At 70.6% G+C, this 3,198-nt stretch carries 6 protein-coding genes; 1 reads left to right on the forward strand and 5 read right to left on the reverse strand.

The window, feature by feature from the left end; genetic code table 11:
• Positions 1 to 654, reverse strand: a 654-nt coding sequence (locus tag H0U68_RS14060) for an acyltransferase family protein (protein ID WP_296356607.1), incomplete at its 3' end; no start/stop codon positions are given.
• A 99-nt stretch (positions 655 to 753) separates the two neighbouring features.
• Between H0U68_RS14060 and H0U68_RS14065 the strand changes: the two genes are divergently transcribed.
• Positions 754 to 1,149, forward strand: a complete 396-nt coding sequence (locus H0U68_RS14065) for a BLUF domain-containing protein (RefSeq protein ID WP_296356610.1) — start codon at positions 754 to 756, stop codon at positions 1,147 to 1,149.
• Positions 1,150 to 1,155: 6 nt separating this feature from the next.
• Here the strand turns inward: H0U68_RS14065 and H0U68_RS14070 are convergent, their stop codons facing one another.
• The 4 genes from H0U68_RS14070 to H0U68_RS14085 form a co-directional block, all read right to left on the reverse strand.
• Positions 1,156 to 1,581: a nuclear transport factor 2 family protein gene (locus tag H0U68_RS14070; protein WP_296356612.1), complete on the reverse strand. Its 426-nt coding sequence runs from the start codon at positions 1,579 to 1,581 to the stop codon at positions 1,156 to 1,158.
• Between the two features lie 2 nt (positions 1,582 to 1,583).
• Positions 1,584 to 2,348, reverse strand: a complete 765-nt coding sequence (locus H0U68_RS14075; RefSeq protein ID WP_296356613.1) for an SDR family NAD(P)-dependent oxidoreductase — start codon at positions 2,346 to 2,348, stop codon at positions 1,584 to 1,586.
• Positions 2,345 to 2,857 carry a DUF3833 domain-containing protein gene (locus H0U68_RS14080; RefSeq protein ID WP_296356617.1) on the reverse strand — a complete coding sequence of 171 codons (513 nt, stop codon included), beginning with the start codon at positions 2,855 to 2,857 and terminating at the stop codon, positions 2,345 to 2,347. Before H0U68_RS14080 ends, H0U68_RS14075 begins: the two co-directional genes overlap by 4 nt.
• Positions 2,857 to 3,198 (reverse strand): MFS transporter (locus H0U68_RS14085; protein ID WP_296356615.1); only part of this gene is annotated, 342 nt, incomplete at its 5' end. The genes H0U68_RS14085 and H0U68_RS14080, both read right to left, overlap by 1 nt.

Raw genomic sequence — 3,198 nt, forward strand, 5'->3', positions numbered from 1 at the left:
GCCGCCGCGCCGGCGTGCCGCGCCGATCATGCAGCCGCCGAAGAAGTACGCCGCGAACGCCGGTGCCTGGTGGTACGCCACCGCGCCCGCGCGGTAGCCGCTGGCCGCGCCGACGGTGCGCGCGATCCAGGCGAACTGCAGCGCGCACAGCAGCAGGCCGACGGCCAGCGCCCAGCCGCGCCGCGAGGCGGCGGCCACCAGCAGCGGAAACGCCAGGTAGTAGAGCGCTTCGATCCCCAGCGACCAGCCGCCGATGGCGATGGCCGACACGGCGGGGTCCCGCAGGCCAAAGGCGAAGCTGAGATTCCAGGCCAGCAGCCCGCCGACGTGACCGATCGGCACACCGCTGCGCAGCCGATAGAGCAGCAGCGTCAGCAGGCAGACGACGGCGTACAGCGGCACCAGCCGCGCCCAGCGCGCGAGCAGGAAAGCGCCGACGGCACCCGGCGTGCGCAGCCCGCCCGCATGGTTGAACGCCAGGCTGGCACCGGACAGCACGAAGAACATGTAGACGCCGTAGCTGCCCAGCGGGTAGAGCTCCACCACGCCTTCCCAGCCCAGCACGTGGTAGACAGCCACTGCCAGCGTGCACAGGCCGCGCAGAAGGTCCCAGCCCAGCACACGCTGCGCCTTGTCGTTCGTCGATGCGTTCACGGCCGCAAGTATCGGTGCTTCGCCTACGCAAATTTCTTAAGCGGCGCCGGCGGTCCGCGGGAAGAATGGGGCTTGCGCTTTTTTGCGCCGGAAGCCGCTGTGAAAGAATCCCTGCACCGCCTCGTCTACGTCAGTTCGGCCTGCTCGCCGATGTCCAGCAGCGAGCTGGAGCGCCTGCTTGCCGGCGCGCGCGCCCGCAACCAAGCCCAGGATGTCACCGGCGCGCTGCTGTGTTCCGGCGGCAACTTCATGCAGGTGCTGGAAGGTTCGCGCGAGGCGGTCCGCAGCGTGTTCGAACGCGTCCGCCGCAACCCGGCGCACCACCAGATCATCGAGCTGATGTGCGAGCCGGTGCAGCGGCGCGAGTTCGCCGACTGGTCGATGGCGTTCTCCCATGCGAGCTGGGACAAGCTGCAGCAGGTGCAGCAGGCCTTCAAGCCCGGCCACGAAGACGGCATGGAGCTGCTGCACAGCTTCTGGAGCGGCAGCCGCTGACTGCGCTCAGGCGCCGGCGCGGCGCTTGAGCCAGCGCATCAGCGCGCCCAGCACCGGTATCTTCTCGTAGACCTCCTCGGCCGCGTCCCAGTAGTCGCGGTGCACGGCGATGCGCCCGTCGGCGTCCAGCAGCAGGTGGCTCACGCCGTGCATGGTGAGCGTGCCCTTGCGCGGATAGCCGCGCAGCACGAAGCTGAACTCCCACACCAGCACGCAGTCCGGCCCGTTGGCGAAGCGGTGCGTCACCACGAAGCGCGGCGCGTCCATGGCGTCGAACATGTGCTGGTACACGGCGCGGATGGCGTCGATGCCGCGCACCGCGTGCAGCGGGTCCTTGAAGGCGGCGTCCTCGCGGTAATAGGTGCCCAGGCGCGGCACGTCCTGCGGCCCGAAGCTCTCGAACAGCACGACGATGCGCTGCAATGCGTCCATGGTCACAACCCCGTCACGCGGCGCGCCAGCGCCTGGTAGATCCCGAACGGCAGCAGCGTGGCCAGCTTCAGCGGCACGGTGAAGCGCTTCGGGAATTGGATGTCGAAGGAACCGCGCGTCCAGCCGCGCAGCACCTGCCGCGCCGCTTCCTCCGGCTGGATCAGCGCGGGCATGCGGAAGTCGTTGTTCGCGGTCAGCGGCGTCTCGACGAAGCCGGGGTTCACCAGGCTCACGCCCAGGCCCTGCGCATGCAGGTCCATGTACAGCGTCTCGGCCAGCCGCATCAGCGCCGCCTTGGTCGGCCCGTAGCCCAGGCTCTGCGGCATGCCGCGCCAGCCGGCCACGCTGGACACCAGGCTCAGGTGGCCGCGGTGCGCGTGCAGCATGTGCGGCAGCACGGCGTCCAGCACGTGCAGCGCGCCGACGTAGTTCACCTGCTGGTGGCGCAGCATCTCCTGCAGGTCGAAGGCGGTGGCGCGCAGCGGCTTGTAGTGGCCGGCGCAGTACAGCACCATGTCGAGCGGCCCGCCATCCAGAACGACGCGGGTGGCGGCCTGCACGGCAGCGGCATCCGTCACGTCGGCCGGCACCGGCACGGAGCCCGGATGCCGCACGGCGAAGGCTTCCAGCGCCGGCATGCCGCGCGCCGACAGGTACACGGCCGCGCCGCGCGCGTGCAGCGCCGATGCCACCGCCGCGCCGATGCCGGTGGAGGCGCCCACCAGCCAGGCGCGCTTGCCGCGCCAGTCGTCCAGGCGCGGGTTCATGTTGCCTTGGTGAACGACAGCGTCACCTCGCCCACGCGCACGCCGAACTTGCTCATGGCGGTGCGGTTGAGGAGCACGCGCTCGTCCATCTGGTACATCCAGTCGTCCATCTGCACGTTCCACACGCGGCCGTCCACCGGCAGCGCCAGCGTGTAGCGCCAGCGCAGCGCGTTGCCGCGCGCCTGGCCCTCGGCTTGGCCGACCACGTCGGCCGCGCGGCCGGTGAAGCGGCCGTCGGCCAGCTTGCGCAGCTTCCACACGCGCCGCTGCTTCGTGCCGTCGGAGTAGGTGAAGTCCTCGTCCAGCGTGCCCTCGTCGCCTTGCCAGCTGCAGTCCAGCTTCACGGTGAAGCGCTTGACGACCTTGCCGGAGCGGTCGGTGAACATGCCCCAGGCATCGACCCTGCCGTTGAAATAGCGCTGCAGGTCCAGCACCGGCCGTTCGGCCGCGTACTCGCCCACGTCGGGCGCGGCGCAGCCGCCCACGGCCAGCGCGGCGGCCGCGACCATCAGCATTCGTTTCGTGTTGCGCATGGCACACCCCCGGTTCGGATCAATGAAAAGTAGAGAAGGACCACCGCCGCCAGCTTGAGAACGCAGGGCAGCAGGCAGTAGGCGATGGACAGGGCCTGCGCCGAGGCCGGCGCGCGGTCGCCCGGCACGTAGCCGGCCAGCGAGAGCAGCGGCAGCGCCAGGCCGGCGGCGAGCGCGAGATTGAGCTTGGACACCAGGTTCCACCAGCCGAAGAACACGCCTTCGCCGCGCCCGCGGCTGCCCGCCTGCGCGATCACGCCGGCCAGCAGCGCGCCGGGCAGCACCAGGTCGCTGCCGAGCGCCAGGCCGCTCAGCGC

Source organism: Ramlibacter sp. (assembly GCF_013697775.1).
Classification (GTDB): Bacteria; Pseudomonadota; Gammaproteobacteria; order Burkholderiales; family Burkholderiaceae_C; genus Ramlibacter.